The sequence below is a fragment of the Paraburkholderia caribensis genome, assembly GCF_002902945.1.
In the GTDB taxonomy this organism is placed as follows: Bacteria; Pseudomonadota; Gammaproteobacteria; order Burkholderiales; family Burkholderiaceae; genus Paraburkholderia; species Paraburkholderia caribensis.
Genome location: NZ_CP026103.1, coordinates 160,780 through 174,847, shown reverse-complemented (window position 1 = coordinate 174,847; position 14,068 = coordinate 160,780). Strand labels below are relative to the sequence as shown.

Here is a 14,068-nt window from a genome sequence, read left to right as displayed (position 1 = left end):
AAGTCAGGGCAGTCCGTTACCATCGCGCCCGATGGCGACGATGACGTTCCGCTCGCCGTGTGCCCAGCGCATCCCGCCGTATTCACTAGCAGTACAACGCAAATAGAGAGCGACGCCCGCTTCATTTATTTTGTTCCTTCGATTGTCCAACATATGTTCCCGCTGACAATCCATACTGATTCAGCAGTGTCGGAATGGCAAAGATACTGGCAATAGGAATATCGACATCGGTTTGGCGAGCACGACGTTTGCCCGCGAACCGAGCACGGCGAGCTGCCCCGAAATCACACTCGGGTCTGTGCTCGTCACCTGATTGACGATGGTGCGCGCATTGATGCCGACATTGTTGAGGTCGACCCCGGCGCTTCCAACGTTGAAGTGGGCGTAGGTGTTATGCGATACACCACCAACGGATGGCGCAATGTTCACGACCTGGTGACCGTTCGCAGCCGTCGATACGGATGTGGCCGTGCCGCCGTCCGCGACGACGCCCGCCGCGTGCGCATGCGACGACGCTACCGCCAGAGCAAGCAAACAACACTGAACTACCCGCCCGTTCTTCAGGCAGGCGGTACTTCCTGTAGATCGCCTCGACATACCGCTCACTCGCCGCTCTCAGACAGCGAGTTCCCCGTTCGTTCTTGATTTATGCAGGCTGCATGAAGGACCTGCGCGTAGTCATGGGACGAATGTCGGCAACCGTTACGAAAACTTTAGGAGCATTTCCTTTAGAAAATTCTTTAAATAACTTCGGAAATGTTAAATGGTCAGATCTCCACACATTGCAAATCCGCGACGAGTCATGCGCGCCGCACTGTGCGCAGCATCGCCGCGTGTTCGCATGCTTCGCTCTCGGGCCGCAGTGGCAAATACAACGGGGAATGTTTCGATCAAAGCCGCGTCACGCTCTCAGCGCCCTCGCGAGATCGGCCAGGCGGTACGGCTTATAGACAAAAGGAAACTCATTGAAAGCGCCATACTCGTCGCGCAACGTGGCGAGCGGGTAGCCCGATGTCAACACCACCTTGACGTCCGGATACCCGGCGCGGACATGATGCGCCAGGTCCATGCCACTCATGCCGTGCGGCATGGTGATATCCGTGAAGACGACGTCGATATCATCGCGTTCCTTCAGGATCGCCACCGCTTCGGAGGCGCTGGCGGCCACCACGACTTCATAGCCGATGCTGCGGAAGAGTTCCGTCGCAAGCCCCAGCACATCCGGTTCATCTTCGACCAGTAAAACCGTTTCGACTTTCGAAGCGGCAAAGGTACTCGCCGACTCGACCGCCTGCGCCATCGGCAGATAGAGATCGATGGTCGTGCCTTCTCCTTCGACGCTCGATATCACCACGTCGCCGCCCGACTGGGTAATGAACCCGTAGACCTGGCTCAGCCCTAGCCCTGTGCCCTTTCCAGCCGGCTTCGTCGTGAAGAACGGCTCGAACGCCTGTTCCAGCACTTTCTGCGGCATGCCCGTTCCCGTGTCGGATACGGAGATCCGCACATAGCGGCCCGCCGTCAGCACTGCCGTGACCGCTCTATCCGATTCGACGGTAGCCGTCGCGACCGTCACGGTCCCGCCATCGTGCATCGCGTCCACGGCGTTGACAACGAGATTGAGCAAGGTCGCTTCGAAGCGGGCGGCATCGACGAGCGCGAACGCGGAATCGCCCGTCAGGTCGAGTTCGCATTTCGTTCTGTTATCGGCGCGCACCTTCACCAGCATCGGCTCGAAGTCGCGGATCAACAGGTTCAGATCATGAACTTCAGGCCGCAACGGCTGCTGGCGCGCGAAAGACAGCAGTTGCTGCGTGAGCGAAGCGCCGCGATCGATGGCGCGGCGCATGCCGTCGATCATCTTCATGTCCAGATGCGTGCGCGACTGCGTGGCCAGCACTTGCAGGCCGTTGGACAGCACGGCGAGCAGATTGTTGAAGTCGTGCGCGACGCCACCCGTGAGCCTGCCGATCGCTTCCATCTTCTGCGCCTGGAATAACGCCACATTGGCCTTTTCCAGCGCAGCCGCCGACTGCTTGCGTTCGGTAATGTCGCGCGTGACCTTGGCAAAACCGAGCAGTTCGCCGCGCTCGTCGCGAATGGCATCGACCACCACATGGGCCCAGAAGCGGCTGCCATCCTTGCGCACGCGCCATCCTTCGCGTTCCGCGCGGCCCTCGCGCGCCGCCGTGGCGAGAATCATGGCTGGTGCGCCGTCTGCTCTATCCGCGTCGGTATAGAAACACGAGAAGTGCCGGCCAAGAATCTCGGCATGGCTGTACCCTTTGATCCGCTCGGCACCGACGTTCCAGCTCGTGACGACGCCTGCGGGCGACAGCATGTAGATCGCGTAGTCAGTGACGCCCTGTACGAGAATGCGGAATTGCTCAGCTGTCTCCGCTGTCTCGTGCGCCCTATGGTGCGTCTTGTGAATGTCGCTCATCTGGGACTGTCCGGTGGCGGGTTTCAATGACTGATTGTACGCCCCCGCTAAACGGCCTCGACATGGGCGCAGCTTATGGCCAGCAGCGGGGTTCGACGGCAATCCAGCGCGATGCGGGCAGGTTCTGACATCTCAGGACTGCGCGCACACAGGCTTTTGGGTGCGGCAGCCTCATGGCGGGCTGGCGCATTGCAACGTGGGCGTCGAGCGCGGCCGTCAGATCCCGGATGCGCGCCGGTTTGCGAAAGAACCGCGTCCAGGATTGCCGAAGGTCTGGCGGTTCGGCCGCCGCCGACAACAACACGATCGGCAACCCGCAATGGGCCGGCTGCTCATGCACCAGACGGCACAACTCCGCGCCGTCGATGCCGGGCATTTCGTAGTCCGTGATCATCAGATGGATGGCTTCGCGACGCAGGATATCCAGCGCGCCGTTGGCATCTCCTGCAACGCTCACATGATGACCGTCGCTTTCGAGCGCCAGTTGCAGCGACCACAGATTCTCCGCGTCGTCGTCGACCAGCAGTACATTTGCCACGGTTTGACTCGTAGTATCGGTCATGCGGATTCGCCGCGAGCGCCGCCGTTGGCGGCCGCCAGCAGATGGTTTCGGTTAACGGGCACCCGCAGCGCACGCGTTGCGCTGAAGATGCGTGCGCAACGAAAACCTCTTCGCGTCGTCACGGCGTGCCGCTTGCTGTGCTGAAAGCAGGAGCGCTCGACGGCCTCTTCGGCCGGTACATCGTGTACATCGAATGCCCATTGCTCGACACATTGCGTTGCCATGACTCGCCCCTTCTTGCACTTGGGTTACACACCCGGGTTACAGCCAGTCCGCAAACGATGTGCCGCAACCATTCAAGAGGAGACATCCAGCATGCAACGTGAAGACTTCGAACAGCAGTTGACGGCCCTGCTTCGCGACGCCGGGCCGGATACCGTCGCGGAACTGACGGACACGGCGATTGCCTGGTGGAACGGCGAGAGGCTGGTCTACGCGGATCTCAGTGCGGAAGGGACGGGCGCATTGGCGGGAGAGTTTGAACTCGACGCGCATCGGTGGGCAAAATGGAAAGACTGGCTAGCCGACTGGGTGACCGATCCCGTATTGAGCGTGCGCCACGATCTGCACGGCGCGGCATGAACGATCAGACGCAGGCAAATTCGGCTGTTCAGACCCGCCGAACCTGCCAACCAGCCAACCAGCCAATCGACAGTCCCCACGCATACGCCGTGCCGGCCCGGGCGCGCCCGTCATCCGGCACGAACGCGGTGACGCCAGCCGCGGGATCAATGCACCGCCTCGCGCAGGCCTGCGGCCGCCTCTGCAAGGCCGTGCCATGCAGGCTGGCCAGGCGCATAGCGCGCACGAATGTAGCCTGCCAGCTCCGCGAGCTGCTGATCGTCGAAGCTGTCCTTGAAACCCGGCATGTAGCCAAGCCCTTCCGTGGCGGGCTGAGCGATACCGCGCATCATCACGCGCAACAGGTTCTCCGGACTCGCCTGACTCACGCTGGTGTTCAGGCCCATCAGCGGACGCACGCCCAGATGGCCCACGCCGCCCGATTCCGCATGACATACCGCGCAAGCTGCCTCGAACATGCGCCGTCCGTTCTGGAAACCGGCCGCTGTCAGCGCATCCGCGTTCGCCCCTGCGGCGCGTTGCGCGGCGGCTTGCGCGGCGACGGCGGGATCGACGGGAGGAGAAAGCGAGGCGATATAGTGCGCTATCGCGCGGACATCCGGCTCCGGCAGGCTCGCCAGTCCCGCCACGACGGGCGCCATCGGCCCCGCGGCCACGCCGTGTTCGGCGGAGAACCCTTTGCGCAGATAGGTGAACAGCGCGTCTTCCGTCCACGGCACGGGCGCGGCTCGCGCAGCAACGAGCGCCGGCGCGTCCCAGCCCTCGGCGCTGCCGCCGCCCAGATACGCAAAGCCGCCCTTCTCCGCGCCCAGCGCGTTGCGCGGCGTATGGCACGCGCCGCAATGCGCCGCGCCATCCACCAGATATTTGCCGCGATTCCACAGCGCCGATTGCTGTGCGTCCGGCTGGTATGCGCGCGCGTCATGAAACAGCCAGTTCCAGCCCGCGACGAGCCGCCGCTGGTTCATCGGGAACGGCAGCTTCGTTTCGGGAGCGGCGTGCTGCACGGCAGGCTGCGACATCAGGTACGCGTATAGCGCCATCATGTCGGACTCGCTCATGCGCGCGAACGCCGTGTACGGGAACGCGGGATAGAGATGCCGGCCGTCGCGTGCAATGCCCTGGCGCATCGCGCGCGCGAACGCTTCATAGGACCACGCGCCGATGCCCGTGTCGCGATCAGGCGTGATGTTGGTCGACCAGACGGTGCCGAACGGCGTCTGCAGCGCGAGGCCGCCTGCATTGACGTGCCCGCCGGGCGCCGTATGACACACGGCGCAGTCGCCAGCAATCGCAACCTGGCGGCCGCGTTCGAGCATTGCCGCGCTCCACATCGATGCGTCGGCACCCGCGCCTGCGGGCAACGGCGCGATCGGCGACGGCCCAGGCAGGATCGAGCACGCAAGCCCGATCAACCCTCCCGCCACCCCGCCGATGCCACCACCCGCCAGCCACCGCCGCCAGCGCGAGGGCCGCCGGGCTGCCGCGGGCGCGTCGAGCATGACGGCAGGACCGGCTGCGGCAAACGCGCGGCGAATCTGTTCCGGGTCGAACGGCGGGGCGCGAAAGCGCACGCCCGTGGCGTCGTAAAGCGCATTGGCGATTGCTGCCGCGACGGGCGCTGCCGCCTGCTCGATGCGTCGGTCGTCTAATGCGGAGCGCGGAGTGACATTCGATGCCCGCTCGTTTTGCGCGTCGATCAGATCGTGCGAGACAGGCGTAGCCGCGCCGCCCGCTTCGTCGTGCGACGCGCGCGCGATCCGGCGCACGCCTGTCGCGCGCGCAATCGCTTCTTCGATCTGCCATGCCGGAAGCCCCTGGAGTGCGGCGGCATCCGGTGTTCCCGCACCCTGGCCCGCCACCACGCGGCGCACGGCGATGTCGCCCGTTACGCGGTTGACGTCGAGATCGACCACCCACGCCGACCAGCCCATCGGCGGCGGCTCGGCGCGTGTGTTGCCCGGAGAATAATCGGGCAGCGCATCGACGCGCCGCGTCGCTTCGCGCGTCTGGCCGTCGAACGCAAAGCCACGCCCGCGCAGCCATGGCGAAGCAGGCGCCTGAGCAGCCTGCGGCGCAGCGCCCCACGCCGCGCGTTCGCTCACCATCCGAATGATTTGGCGCGCGCCCGCGTCGCGCGTGACATCGAGATGATCGAGCCGCAGTGCGACGGGATCGCGCCGCGCATCGTGCGCCACTTCGTCGATGAACGATTCGCGCGCGAATGCATGGGCCTGCGTGGGAATCAACCGCGATGGATCGTCGACGGCGACGCTCGCGTGTGCATGGCGATACAGCAACGGCGGCAGCGATGCTTGCGTGCGGGAGCCACGCGCCTCGCTCGCCGTATCGCCGACGCGCGCGCGATAGTGCCACTTCGCCATCGTGCCGTCCGCCGCGACGCTCGCTTCGACAACGAGCTGCGCATCGGCATCGATGCCATCGGCGGGCCATGCGTAGTGCGCGCGGCGACGCGCAGCCGCATCGTCTTCACCTTCCGTCAACAACGCGCCGCCTTGCTTCAGCCGCAATGCCTGCGAATCGTCCTCGCTCATCGCGGCCTCATTGCCCATGTTGCTGCTGCAGATACAACGCCGCACGCTTCACGGCCCGCACGATCTCGAGATGCGTGCCGCAACGGCACAGGTTAAAGCGCAGTGCGTCGCGAATCGCGTCGTCGTCCGGCGACGGATTGCCTGCAAGCAGCGCCGCCGCGCTCATGATCATGCCGTTCAGACAGTATCCGCATTGCGCCGCCTGCTCGTCGATGAACGCGCGTTGCACAGGGTGCAGCGCGTCGGGCGTACCGAGCCCTTCGAGCGTCGTCACTTCGCGCGCGTGCGCCGCTGCGACGGGCACGACACACGAGCGCGCGGCCTGACCATCGACGAGCACCGTGCACGCGCCGCACTGACCAAGACCGCAGCCGTACTTCGGGCCGTTCAGCTCGCAGTCGTTGCGCAGGATGTAGAGGAGCGGCGTATCGGGCGTCGCGCCTTCGATGGTGCGCGTCTCGCCGTTCACCTTCAGCGTGAGCGGCTGCGCGTGGGAAGCGGATTGCAACATGAACTGACTCGTTAAGGATGTGCCGGAGCTGCGCGACGCCGCTGTTGCAACCCGCCTTGCAGCCGTCCGCAGCCCGGTCAGCGTGCATTGCGCGATGACGCGCAGGCGACACGCCGCACCGTACCTTATAACCCGCCGAAATTCCGCCCGCTGCGGCGTTACGCGGTGGCTGGCTCTTTCGCGCCCGCCACTTGCGGCGACACGAGCGGCACGTCGAAGACGTCGTACGCGAACACCCATGCCGGGTCTTCGTTCGTGCGCAGCCAGGTGTTGTTGTGCGACACCAGTTGCACCTTCGACGCTCGCGCCGCGCGATTGGCCTCGTAGAGCGCGAACGCGCCCGCGTAGTCGGTTGCGCCCGTTTCGTCGAGGCAGCGCGCCAGCATCGCCGCGTCTTCGATCGCCATCGCCGCGCCTTGCGCCATGTGCGGCTTCATCGGATGACAGGCATCGCCGAGCAGCACGAGGCGGCCGCGGCTCCACAACGGCAGGGGATCGCGTTCGAGCAGCGGCCACTTGGTGATGGACGGCGACACGTCGATCAGATTCTGCACATCGGCATGAAAACCTTCGAACGCCTCGCGCATTTCGTCGCGGCTGCTATCCATCATCGAGACGCCCGTGGGCCACTCCGCTTGCGGCACGCCCGTCACGTAGTAATACTCGTCGCGCTTCTCGGTCACGTAGTAGACCATCATGTGACGGTCTTCCGACCACCACTTGACGCACATGTCGTAAGGACGGTTGCCGAGCAGCGACGCCGGAAACACCGCGCGATGCGCGACATAGCCCGTATAGCGCGGCGGCTCCGCGCCGAGCAGATGCTCGCGGATCTTCGAGTTCACACCATCCGCGCCGATCACGAGGTCCGCCACTTCCACACTGCCGTCGGCAAACGTGAGGCGCACATCGCTGCCCGTGTCTTCGACCGATTGCAGGCACTTGCCGAAGCTGATCGTGCCAGGCGTCACAGCTTCCGTCATCAGCGCATGAAAGTCGCCGCGATGCACGGTGAGATAGCTCGCCCCGTACGTCTTCAACGCGTAGTCGCCGAGCGGAATCTGCGCAATTGCCTCGGCCGTCTTCCAGTCGCGGCTGTACCAGTAGTCGGGATGCGAACCCATGACGTTCAGCGCGTCCTCGCAGCCGATGCGCCGCATGATCTTCATCACGTTCGGGCCAAGGTGAATGCCCGCGCCAAGGCGCGAGAACGCGGGCGCCTGCTCGTAGAGACGCACGTCGTGGCCGGCGCGCTGCAGCAGGGCGGCGGCTGCGACGCCGCCGAGGCCGGCGCCAATGATGGCGATACGGGGTTTGCTCATGGGTTCTCCAGGTGGTGCGCCCGCGCCGCGCTGCGGAGTGCCGTGCTGTGCTGTGCGCCGACGGGCCAGGTTGAGTCGAATGCGATTCGATTTGAATGTAGCGTACACATTAGAAAATAAATCGGCAAGCACAATGTTTTCCGGTTAACCACCTACGTCATTCCGCGCACTTTCACCTATATATGATGCATGACGCTGGATGAAATTATTTCTCCCCGTTGTGCATTTAAAATGTACACGCTAGACTTTGCGCAAATCTCCGACGACACCCGCAACGCGGGCCTCGTCGCCGCCCAACTGGAATGGAGTGCGCGTCATGAGCAAGACTTATCGGATCGGCCAGATCGTGCCGAGCTCGAACACCACGATGGAAACGGAAATTCCGGCGATGCTGCGTCTGCGCGAAGCGATCCGCCCGGAGCGCTTCACGTTTCATTCGAGCCGCATGCGCATGAAGAAGGTCGTGAAGGAAGAGCTTGCCGCGATGGACGCGGAATCGGACCGTTGCGCGATCGAGCTTTCCGATGCACGCGTCGACGTGCTGGGTTATGCGTGCCTCGTCGCGATCATGGCGATGGGACGCGGCTATCACCGCGTGTCGCAGGCGCGCCTGACGAAGCACACGGCAGAGAACGGCGCGGCAGCACCCGTGCTGACCAGCGCGGGCGCGCTCGTCGATGCGCTCAGGGTGATCGGCGCGAAGCGCATCGTCGTCGTCGCGCCGTACATGAAGCCGCTGACGGAACTGGTGGTCGATTACATCCGCAACGAAGGTTACCAAGTGCTCGACTATCGCGCGCTCGAGATTCCCGACAACCTCGAAGTTGGCCGTCACGATCCCGCGCGCCTACCTGCGATCGTCAAGACGCTGAACTATGCGGACGCCGACGCGATCGTCCTGTCCGCCTGCGTGCAGATGCCGTCGCTGGCCGCCGTCGCGAAGGTCGAGGCGATGACGGGCAAGCCGGTGATCACAGCCGCCATCGCCACGACTTACGCGATGCTGCGCGAACTGGATCTCGAACCGATCGTCCCCGGCGCGGGCGCGCTTCTTTCGGGTGCTTATTGAGTCCCCGCTTATCGGGTCGTGCCAATCCCATTCACCGGAGCGTCAAATGTCCAGCACTTTCCTCTACGGCGCGAACATCGCCGCCAATGGCATCCGCCAGCACTATCTGCGCTACGGCGGCACAGGCGGCGAGCGTGGCGCGCGCGCTGCCGTCATCGTGATTCCGGGCATCACGAGTCCTGCCGTGACGTGGGGCTTCGTCGGCGAAGTGTTCGGCGCGAGCTTCGATACCTACGTGATCGACGTGCGTGGACGCGGCCTGTCGGAAGCATCGGACACGCTCGACTACAGCCTCGACGCGCAGGCCGGGGACGTCGCCGCGCTGGCGGCCGCGCTGGGTCTGGAACGTTTCGCGCTCGTCGGACATTCGATGGGCGCGCGCATCGCCGCACGCGCCGCATTGCTTGCGCCGCGCGGACTGGAACGCGTGGTGCTGGTCGATCCGCCCGTTTCCGGGCCGGGCCGCCGCGCGTATCCGGGCAAGCTGCCCTGGTATGTCGATTCGATGGCGCTCGCGCGCAAAGGCACGGACGCCGAAGGCATGCGCGCATTCTGCCCCACGTGGACCAACGAAGAACTGCGCCTGCGCGCCGAGTGGCTGCACACCTGCGACGAGCGCGCCGTGCTCGCGTCGTATGAAGGCTTTCATACCGACGATTTCCACGCCGACGCCGCGCGACTGAACGTGCCCTCGCTGCTCGTCACGGCTGAACGCGGCGACGTGGTGCGCGACGAAGACGTCGCCGAACTGCAGCGCGCAACGCCCACGATGCAGCACGTTCGCGTGCCCGATGCCGGTCACATGATTCCGTGGGACAACGCAGCGGGTTTTTACGACGCGTTCGGCACCTTCCTCGGCGCGCCGCTCACGCAAAAGGCCGCCTCGATCTGACGCATCCATTGGAGAACACACGATGTCCATCAGCGACTACCAACTGATCGAAGCGTGGAAGGAAGTGCTCACGCTCTCGCGTCTCGAAGCGGGGCAGACGGTCACGATCCTGACGAGCGCCGCCACGCATCCGCAGACACTCGCGTGCGCGTTGATCGCCACGCAGTCGATGGGGGCGATCGTCAACCGGCTCGACCTGCCGCCCGTGAACGGCGACAAGGCCTTCAGCCGTGATTCGCTCGCGTATCTCGGCACCACGCCGCTCACGGGCAACCGCGCGGCCATCGCGGCGCTCAAGGAAAGCGATCTGGTGTTGGACCTGATGACGCTGCTGTTCTCGCCCGAGCAGCACGACATCCTGAAGTCGGGCACGAAAATCCTGCTCGCGGTCGAGCCGCCCGAAGTGCTCGCGCGCCTCGTGCCGACCGTCGCGGACCGCGAGCGCGTGCTCGCCGCGACCAGGAAGATCGGCGCCGCGCGCGAGATGCGTGTTTCGTCGCCGGCGGGCACCGCACTCGTCTGTCCGATGGGCGAGTTCGGACCGATCGCCGAATACGGCTTCGTCGACGAGCCGGGCCGCTGGGACCACTGGCCGAGCGGCTTCGCGCTGACGTTCCCGAACGATCGCTCCGCGCACGGCACGATCGTGATCGATCGCGGCGACATCCTGCTGCCGCAAAAGCGCTACGTGAACGAGCCCATCGTGCTGACAGTGGAAGGCGGCTATGCGACGAAGATCGAAGGCGGCGTCGATGCGGCCTTGCTGCGCGACTACATGGAAACCTTCGACGATCCGGAAGGCTACGCGATCTCGCACATCGGCTGGGGTTTGCAGCCGCGCGCCCGCTGGTCGACGCTCGGCCTCTACGACCGCGAGGCGACCATCGGCATGGACGCGCGCGCGTTCGAGGGCAACTTCCTGTTTTCGCTCGGACCGAATAACGAAGGCGGCGGCAGCCGCACCACGACGTGTCATATCGACATTCCGCTGCGCGCTTGCACCGTGAAGCTCGACGATGAAGTCGTCGTGCGCGACGGCCGCGTGGTCGAATGAGCGCATCAGAGCACGCAACCCCCGGACACCGGACACTCACCATGACTGATCTCACGCAACACGCCGAAGCCAATGTCTACCGGCAACAGGGCTTCGGCACGCCGTTGCCCGTGCACGGCAATATCGGCCTTTTGATCATCGACTTCGTAGTCGGCTTCGCAGACCCCGATACCTTCGGCGGCGGCAACATCAAGGCCGCTATCGCACGCACGCGGGATGTGCTCGCGCTTGCGCGCCGCAACGGCTGGCCCGTTGCGCACAGCCGCATCGTCTACGCGGACGACGGCAGCGACGACAACGTGTTCTCGTTGAAAGTGCCCGGCATGGCCACGCTTACGGAAGACCATCCGAACAGCGCGATCGTGCCAGAACTGACCCCGGTGCACGGCGAACTCGTGGTGCGCAAGACGGTTCCGTCAGCGTTCTTCGGCACGCAGCTCGCACCGTGGCTGACGCAGCGCGCAGTGCAGACGCTGCTGGTCGCGGGCTCCGTCACCAGCGGCTGCGTGCGCGCGAGCGTGGTCGATGCGATGTCGCATGGCTTCCGGCCGCTGGTGCTGTCCGATTGCGTCGGCGACCGCGCGATCGAGCCGCACAATGCGAACCTGTTCGACATGCAGCAGAAGTACGCGGCCGTGATGCCGCTCGCGCAGGCTATCGCCGAGATCGAAACCGCACAGCGGCGCTGACACGGCACGCGGTTGACGCTGTCAATTTGTCCGCTTAGTTTGGCTATCTGGCGTGAATGCGATCGGGACGGACACACCGTCCTCACTGGAACTCTCTGCCGTGAACCGCTCCGAACTGCTTGCGCGCGAAGGCTGTCTCACTGTCGCGCGACCACCCGCACAACCCGTCAAGCCCGCGCCCGGCCAGCCCGGCAGCCTCTCGTCGTTCGTGCCCGAGGCGGCGGAGGTGTTCGTCGCGATACTCGACGACGGCCGCATTCTCGCCTTCAACGGTCATGTCGATCTCGGCACGGGTATCCGCACGGCGCTTGCGCAGATCGTCGCGGAAGAACTGGACGTGCCCGCCGCGCGCGTGGACATGCAGCTCGGACATACGGCCGTCACGCCGAACCAGGGGCCGACCATTGCGAGCGCGTCGATCCAGATTTCCGCGGCGCCCTTGCGTTGCGCCGCCGCGCAGGCACGACACGCATTGCTGCAACTCGCGGCGGAGCACTTCGGCACGCAGATCGAAGCGCTCGCCACCGACAACGCCGACGTCTTTGTCGCCGCCACGCCCGACGCGCGCCGCGTGAGCTTCGCCGCGCTCGTTGCGGGCAAACGCATCGCGCTCGATCTCGACCTGAAGGCACGCGTGAAAGCGCCGTCGGCGTATCGCGTGATCGGCCAGTCTGCGCCGCGGGTGGACATACCCGCCAAGGCGACGGGCATGCTCACGTTCGTACACGATATGCGCGTGCCGGGCATGCTGCATGGACGCGTGGTGCGGCCGCCGTATGCGGGCCTCGATAGCGGCGCGTTCGTCGGCGGCCTGCTCGATAGCGTGGACCGCGAATCGGTTGCGCACGTGGCGGGCTTGCGTGCCGTCGTCGTGCTGGGCGATTTCGTCGGCGTGGTTTGCGAGCGCGAGGAACAGGCAATCCGCGCCGCGCGCGATCTGCGCGTGACATGGAAGCCCCTGCCCGATCTGCCTTCGCTCGACGATCCCGCTGCCGCGATTGCCTCTGCACCCGCCACGCGCCGCCCGCTGCTCGAAGAAGGCGACGTCGAAGCCGCGCGACGCGCGCCCGGCACGCTGACCCTTTCGCGCACCTACGTATGGCCGTATCAGATGCATGGCTCGATCGGGCCGTCATGCGCGCTTGCGGATTATCGCGAGCCGGGTTCGGGCCGCATCACAGTCTGGTCCGGCACGCAGAACCCCGTCTCGCTGCGCTACGACCTCGCGACGCTCGTGGGCCGCGACGAAGCCGACATCGATGTCGTGCGGATGGAAGCTGCCGGCTGTTATGGGCGCAATTGCGCCGACGACGTGTGCGGCGACGCGCTGCTGCTATCGCGTGCAGTGGGACAGCCGGTACGCGTGCAGCTTTCGCGTGCCGACGAGCATGCGTGGGAGCCGAAGGGCACGGGGCAAGTCGTGAACGTGACGGGCAGCGTGACGCGCGATGGCCGCATGACGGGCTACGACTTCGTCACGCGTTATCCGTCGAACGATGCGCCCATGCTCGCGTCGCTACTGACACGCGTCGTCGCCAGCGAGCCGCGCATCTTCGAGATGGGCGATCGCACGGCCGTCTCGCCGTATGTGAGCCCGAATCGCCGCTTCGTCTGCGAGGATCTGGCGCCCATCGTGCGATCCGCGTGGCTGCGCGGCGTGTCGGCGCTGCCGAATTCGTTCGCGCACGATTCATTCGCCGACGAGCTGGCTGCGCTGACAGGCGTGGACGCGCTCGAATTCCGCTTGCGCCATCTCGACGATTCACGCGCTGCCGAACTGCTCGAAACCGTTGCGAAGCGCGCGGGCTGGAAAACACGCGCGCCTCGCAATACGCCAGTGCAAGGCGGAGAACGCTTCGTGCGTGGAAGAGGCATCGCGTACGCCCGCTATGTGCATAGCCGCTTTCCGGGCTTCGGGGCTGCCTGGGCCGCGTGGGTGGCCGAACTCGTCGTCGACCGGGTGACGGGGGAAATCCGCGTCGAGCGCATCACCATCGGCCAGGACACGGGCACGATGATCAACCCCGACGGCGTGCGCCATCAGATACATGGCAACGTGGTGCAGGTGCTGAGCCGCTCGCTGAAGGAGCGCGTGCGTTTCGCGCAGGGAAAGGTCGCCAGCCGCGAATGGGGCAGTTACCCGATCCTGACTTTTCCGGAGTTGCCCGCAATCGATGTCGTGCTGATGCCGCGCCAGGGCGAGCCGCCGCTAGGCGCGGGCGAATCGGCATCCGTGCCGGGACCGGCCGCGCTCGCCAACGCGATTTACGATGCGACGGGCGTGCGTTTCTGCGCGGCGCCCTTTACGCCCGACACGATCCGCGCCGGATTACGCGAGGCGGGCGTGCTGCTCGACGCACAGCGCGCGCCGCAGGTTTGACGCCACGCC

Annotated in this window: 11 protein-coding genes and 1 pseudogene; 6 read left to right on the top strand and 6 right to left on the bottom strand. The window is 65.3% G+C overall.

Going from position 1 to position 14,068, the window contains the following annotated elements:
• Nucleotides 1-219: 219 nt before the first annotated feature.
• The 3 genes and pseudogenes from C2L66_RS30305 to C2L66_RS30295 all read right to left on the bottom strand — a co-directional run.
• Nucleotides 220-597: pseudogene (locus C2L66_RS30305) on the bottom strand (two-partner secretion domain-containing protein); the annotation flags it as partial.
• A 304-nt stretch (nt 598-901) separates the two neighbouring features.
• Nucleotides 902-2,443: an ATP-binding protein gene (locus C2L66_RS30300; RefSeq protein WP_098021712.1), complete on the bottom strand. Its 1,542-nt coding sequence runs from the start codon at nt 2,441-2,443 to the stop codon at nt 902-904.
• Between the two features lie 73 nt (nt 2,444-2,516).
• The gene (locus tag C2L66_RS30295) at nt 2,517-3,005 is read right to left on the bottom strand and encodes a response regulator (RefSeq protein WP_054931522.1); all 489 of its coding nucleotides are present in this window, start codon (nt 3,003-3,005) and stop codon (nt 2,517-2,519) included.
• A gap of 315 nt (nt 3,006-3,320) precedes the next feature.
• On the opposite strand from C2L66_RS30295, the gene C2L66_RS30285 reads away from it, so the two are divergent.
• Nucleotides 3,321-3,587 (top strand): hypothetical protein, encoded by a 267-nt coding sequence (locus C2L66_RS30285; protein WP_060609810.1) that lies wholly within the window; start codon nt 3,321-3,323, stop codon nt 3,585-3,587.
• Between the two features lie 146 nt (nt 3,588-3,733).
• On the opposite strand, the gene C2L66_RS30280 is transcribed toward C2L66_RS30285, so the two are convergent.
• From C2L66_RS30280 to C2L66_RS30270, 3 genes are all read right to left on the bottom strand, one after another.
• Entirely contained in the window at nt 3,734-6,142 is a 2,409-nt protein-coding gene (locus tag C2L66_RS30280; RefSeq protein ID WP_233445079.1) for a cytochrome c, read from the bottom strand.
• Between the two features lie 7 nt (nt 6,143-6,149).
• Nucleotides 6,150-6,653: a (2Fe-2S)-binding protein gene (locus tag C2L66_RS30275; RefSeq protein WP_054931519.1), complete on the bottom strand. Its 504-nt coding sequence runs from the start codon at nt 6,651-6,653 to the stop codon at nt 6,150-6,152.
• Between the two features lie 158 nt (nt 6,654-6,811).
• Nucleotides 6,812-7,975, bottom strand: a complete 1,164-nt coding sequence (locus tag C2L66_RS30270; RefSeq protein ID WP_060609807.1) for an FAD-dependent monooxygenase — start codon at nt 7,973-7,975, stop codon at nt 6,812-6,814.
• Between the two features lie 316 nt (nt 7,976-8,291).
• Here C2L66_RS30270 and C2L66_RS30265 point away from each other — a divergent pair, with 316 nt between their 5' ends.
• The 5 genes from C2L66_RS30265 (at nt 8,292) to C2L66_RS30245 (ending at nt 14,059) form a co-directional block, all read left to right on the top strand.
• Nucleotides 8,292-9,044: a maleate cis-trans isomerase family protein gene (locus tag C2L66_RS30265; protein WP_060609804.1), complete on the top strand. Its 753-nt coding sequence runs from the start codon at nt 8,292-8,294 to the stop codon at nt 9,042-9,044.
• 46 nt (nt 9,045-9,090) lie between these two features.
• Nucleotides 9,091-9,936 (top strand): alpha/beta fold hydrolase, encoded by an 846-nt coding sequence (locus tag C2L66_RS30260; RefSeq protein ID WP_054931516.1) that lies wholly within the window; start codon nt 9,091-9,093, stop codon nt 9,934-9,936.
• Between the two features lie 22 nt (nt 9,937-9,958).
• A complete protein-coding gene (locus C2L66_RS30255; protein ID WP_060609801.1) occupies nt 9,959-10,990 on the top strand; it encodes a M29 family metallopeptidase in 1,032 nt (343 codons plus the stop codon).
• Nucleotides 10,991-11,031: 41 nt separating this feature from the next.
• Nucleotides 11,032-11,679: an isochorismatase family protein gene (locus C2L66_RS30250; RefSeq protein WP_060609799.1), complete on the top strand. Its 648-nt coding sequence runs from the start codon at nt 11,032-11,034 to the stop codon at nt 11,677-11,679.
• A gap of 100 nt (nt 11,680-11,779) precedes the next feature.
• A complete protein-coding gene (locus tag C2L66_RS30245) occupies nt 11,780-14,059 on the top strand; it encodes a xanthine dehydrogenase family protein molybdopterin-binding subunit (RefSeq protein WP_060610680.1) in 2,280 nt (759 codons plus the stop codon).
• Nucleotides 14,060-14,068 lie beyond the last annotated feature (9 nt).